4 protein-coding genes are annotated in these 3,433 nt (G+C 58.4%); 1 reads left to right on the top strand and 3 read right to left on the bottom strand.

Annotation, left to right across the window (positions count from 1 at the left end; translation table 11 throughout):
* Positions 1-384, top strand: a 384-nt coding sequence (locus IVA95_RS08210) for a DUF2380 domain-containing protein (protein ID WP_247510061.1), incomplete at its 5' end; no start/stop codon positions are given.
* 325 nt (positions 385-709) lie between these two features.
* Here the strand turns inward: IVA95_RS08210 and ftsZ are convergent.
* The 3 genes from ftsZ to IVA95_RS08195 form a co-directional block, all read right to left on the bottom strand.
* Complete coding sequence (ftsZ, locus tag IVA95_RS08205; RefSeq protein ID WP_247510060.1) at positions 710-1,867, bottom strand: cell division protein FtsZ; 1,158 nt, start codon at positions 1,865-1,867, stop codon at positions 710-712.
* A 238-nt stretch (positions 1,868-2,105) separates the two neighbouring features.
* On the bottom strand, positions 2,106-2,399 hold the full coding sequence (locus IVA95_RS08200; RefSeq protein ID WP_247510059.1) for a hypothetical protein: 294 nt from the start codon (positions 2,397-2,399) through the stop codon (positions 2,106-2,108).
* Between the two features lie 413 nt (positions 2,400-2,812).
* On the bottom strand, positions 2,813-3,259 hold the full coding sequence (locus tag IVA95_RS08195; protein WP_247510058.1) for an SgcJ/EcaC family oxidoreductase: 447 nt from the start codon (positions 3,257-3,259) through the stop codon (positions 2,813-2,815).
* Between the last annotated feature and the right edge of the window lie 174 nt (positions 3,260-3,433).

Here is a 3,433-nt window from a genome sequence, read left to right as displayed (position 1 = left end):
CCCACCGATCAGACGGCCGTGCATGAAAAGCGATTGCGGGCTTTCATGACCGCGCTGCGGGACGACGTCACGGCAGACCGGCGCTTTGAGCTCGTGCCCTCCTCCTGCGCACCAAATTGTCCGACCGACGGACCGGCGTTGCGCGATCGGCTGCGCGCGGCGTCACAGGCCGGCGCGCAGATCCTGATTATCGGCATCGTTCACAAGCTAAGCACGCTGGTGCAGGTTGTGCGGATTGCTGCCATCGATATGACAACCCAGCGCGTCGTGTTCAGAAAGTACTTCCAGTTCCGCGGTGACAATGACGAGGCATGGCAGCGGGCGGAACGCTTCGTATCGGAGGAGGTCCGCGACCGGCTGCTTGAAAGTAGATCGCAGCAATAGGCCGCGCGCGTCTGCAATGGGTCGATTGTGTTGCAAAAGTCGATTTCGCCGATGACCAAAATTCTGCAGGCCGTGGGCGCGACTTTCGTGTACAAGATGTGAGGGACCTCACGGCCTCTCGCAAACTTCACAGGCGACTTCGGTAGCCCGATTGAGGCCATACGAATCAGCGATCGCTCGGTGCTTAGTTTTTTCGCGAAAAATCTTGAGCGCTGCAACTTTCGACTTTTGCAACACTATCCCTCCAAAGCGGACATCACAGGCGCCAACTGGCAAGTCCGCTTAGGCCCGCTTTTAAGCGAGCCGATTTGGTTCCTACGAGAATTCAGTTAGCCTTGCGGCCCAGGAAGGCCGGGATATCGCAAACAACTTGCTCGATCGAATTGCGCACAGCGGAAAAGCGGCTGTATAATTCCGGCCGCGGTGCACTACTCTCGATCCGCTCGGCGCTGCGATGATTTTCCTTGCGCAGCCTGCTAGCGAGTTCCGTAAGTGAGCCCGTTGGTTGCGTCTGGCGCGTCGCACCAAGATTATCGATGCCGGTCGCTACCACCGACACGCGGACAATACCTTGCAGGCTTTCATCAAAAGTGGCGCCGACGATGACGTTGGCGTCCTTATCGACTTCTTCGCGAATGCGGGTCGCCGCTTCGTCTACCTCGAACAGCATAAGGTCCCTGCCGCCGGTGATGGAGATTATGAGGCCACTGGCGCGCTTGATCGACGGGTCATCGATCAATGGATTGGAAATTGCGGCCACAGCTGCATTGAGCACGCGCTTCGTACCGGAAGCCTCGCCCCTGCCCATCATGGCTTTGCCCTTCTCGCGCATTACGGTGAGAACGTCGGCAAAATCGAGATTGATCAGGCCTTCCTTGACTACAAGGTCGCTAATGCAGGCCACACCGGAATAAAGCACTTGATCGGCCAGCACGAAGGCATCGGCGAAGGTAGTCTTCTCGTTGGCCACCCGGAAGAGGTTCTGGTTTGGGATGACCAGCAGAGTGTCCACGGCCCTGAGCAGTTCCGCGATGCCTGCTTCGGCAAAGCGCATGCGGCGCTGGCCCTCGAAGTGGAACGGCTTGGTGACTACACCGATGGTGAGAATGCCAAGCTCACGGGCGGTCTTGGCTATGACCGGCGCTGCCCCAGTGCCGGTACCGCCGCCCATGCCGGCAGTAACGAACACCATGTGCGCGCCGGTTAAATGATCGCGGATCGAATTGATCGCCTCTTCGGCCGCCGTGCGCCCCACTTCGGGCTGCGAGCCGGCACCAAGGCCTTGGGTGACTTCGGCGCCCATCTGGATGATCCGCTGGGCCTTGGACATGGCGAGCGCCTGTGCGTCGGTATTAGCGACGATAAATTCGACGCCTTGCAGCTCGGACGCGATCATGTTGTTGACGGCATTGCCGCCAGCGCCGCCGACCCCAAAAACTATAATGCGCGCCTTCATCTCGCTGATATCGGCAATGCTGGTCATTTTTCTCTCTCCCGATTGCTCCGCTAAGCCGGGGACACGCATGCGTACCCACGAGCAGCTTTGCGGTCTGCTGCCATTAAGTCCGCAGCTAGGTGCCCCGGGCGGGGTGCAGCTAGTGCGTGGCTGTCGATCGAGCCATCATCAGCTCTGCCATCGGTCCGAAGAAAACCTTCGAGCCGCGCCGGCGCCTCCTTAGCTGCCGTAGCCTCGGCGGTCGCCTGCTGTAGCACTTCAACCATCAGCCGATCGGCGCGCTCACGCTCGAAATCGACCCGGTGACCCGCTGCTGTTGCTTCGAGCCGCGCGATCTCCCCTGCAATGCCATGATCTTTGCAGCTAGGGCGACATTGCCTGCTTCACGTGATGGCAGACGCTTATGTCGTATTTCCGTGAGATCCACGCTCACCATTGCTTTGCCGTCATCTGAAAGTGAGCGCGGCAGCCGGAGCCGCTTGACAAGCGAACGAGCGGCATTAGGCGAGATTGTCAAGCGGGCGCCAAGTGCGGCACATGTCAGTGTTTCAACAGGCATCGGCTGTTCTCCTGGAACGAACCGCGCGGTCTATTAACCGAAAAGTAACCGGAAGTTAAGTTGCGATGGTTAAGAGATCGTTAACAGTGGGCGGATTCCGCCAATTGAGCGTCCCGCGACCAGGATGGATGGTTTGCCTATCAGGCTTCACCTCGGAAACGCGCCGCCCTCGTGGGACACGCCGAGCCAATCTCTATTGTCCGCCCTATGTCGACCGGCTGGTAGGAATGCCCGTCCCGGGTCAGTTGCGGAAAGCCTAGTAGCACCCTGCTCTCGTCCGCTCTTGCTCTGAAAACCGACATCCGCCGACACGACGGCGAAATCCGTTTGGGGGCCAGAAGCTGACGATAGCGAAAGAAGTAATCCCAGCTTCAAATGTGCATGACGTCGCAGCAGTTCTCCCAAGCTTCCGATTACTGGCGTGAGGCCGACAGCGGCGACGAATGGTGATGTGCGATCATCCATCGGCCGTCGCGTTTTGTGACAACCATGGTGAAGCGCGATGGGCGGGGAGTATCGTTTTCTGTCGCCCGAGCAAAATTATAAAATCCGGTCCCTACGACGGAGGTTTCGCTGAGAACGATCGTTCGTCTCTCGACAATCGTATTTTTTCGACCACTCCCTGGCAGTTCCTGAAAATATTTTCGTATCCCCTCTGTGCCTTCGGATATCACGGGGCTTGTCGTTCCGAGCAGGATCGCATCCGGGGCGTACAGACCTACAAGTGCGTCGCGGTCGTTTGCACTGTAAGTGACCGACCATTGGTCGATCACGGAATTGGCCTCTTCTGCCGGTCCCGCAAACGCGACTGTTCCCAAACTACCAAACAAAAAGCACAGCGCCAGCGCCTGAGGTTTCATCATAGCCTCCACGGGGTTGTCGAGTTTTTCACGATACTTCGACCGCGTTCCCTTTGCACGTGATCGAGGTCCGAGTTGGGTCAAACTGAGAAGTCCGGACGTGCAACCGGCAGGTCGGCTTTACCCCCAACTTCGGACATAGCCTTGCACCGCGCAAACTGACGCTTTGTGCCA

Source organism: Bradyrhizobium sp. 157 (genome assembly GCF_023073815.1).
Taxonomy (GTDB): domain Bacteria; phylum Pseudomonadota; class Alphaproteobacteria; order Rhizobiales; family Xanthobacteraceae; genus Bradyrhizobium.
Note: the sequence above shows the minus strand (reverse complement) of the source record. Positions and strands in the feature narration are given on the sequence as shown.

Bases quoted from the DNA above. Each gene is read 5' to 3' on its own strand.
- IVA95_RS08200 (WP_247510059.1), bottom strand. From the start codon at position 2,399: ATGCCTGTTGAAACACTGACATGTGCCGCACTTGGCGCCCGCTTGACA.
- IVA95_RS08195 (WP_247510058.1), bottom strand. From the start codon at position 3,259: ATGAAACCTCAGGCGCTGGCGCTGTGCTTTTTGTTTGGTAGTTTGGGA.
- ftsZ (WP_247510060.1), bottom strand. From the start codon at position 1,867: ATGACCAGCATTGCCGATATCAGCGAGATGAAGGCGCGCATTATAGTT.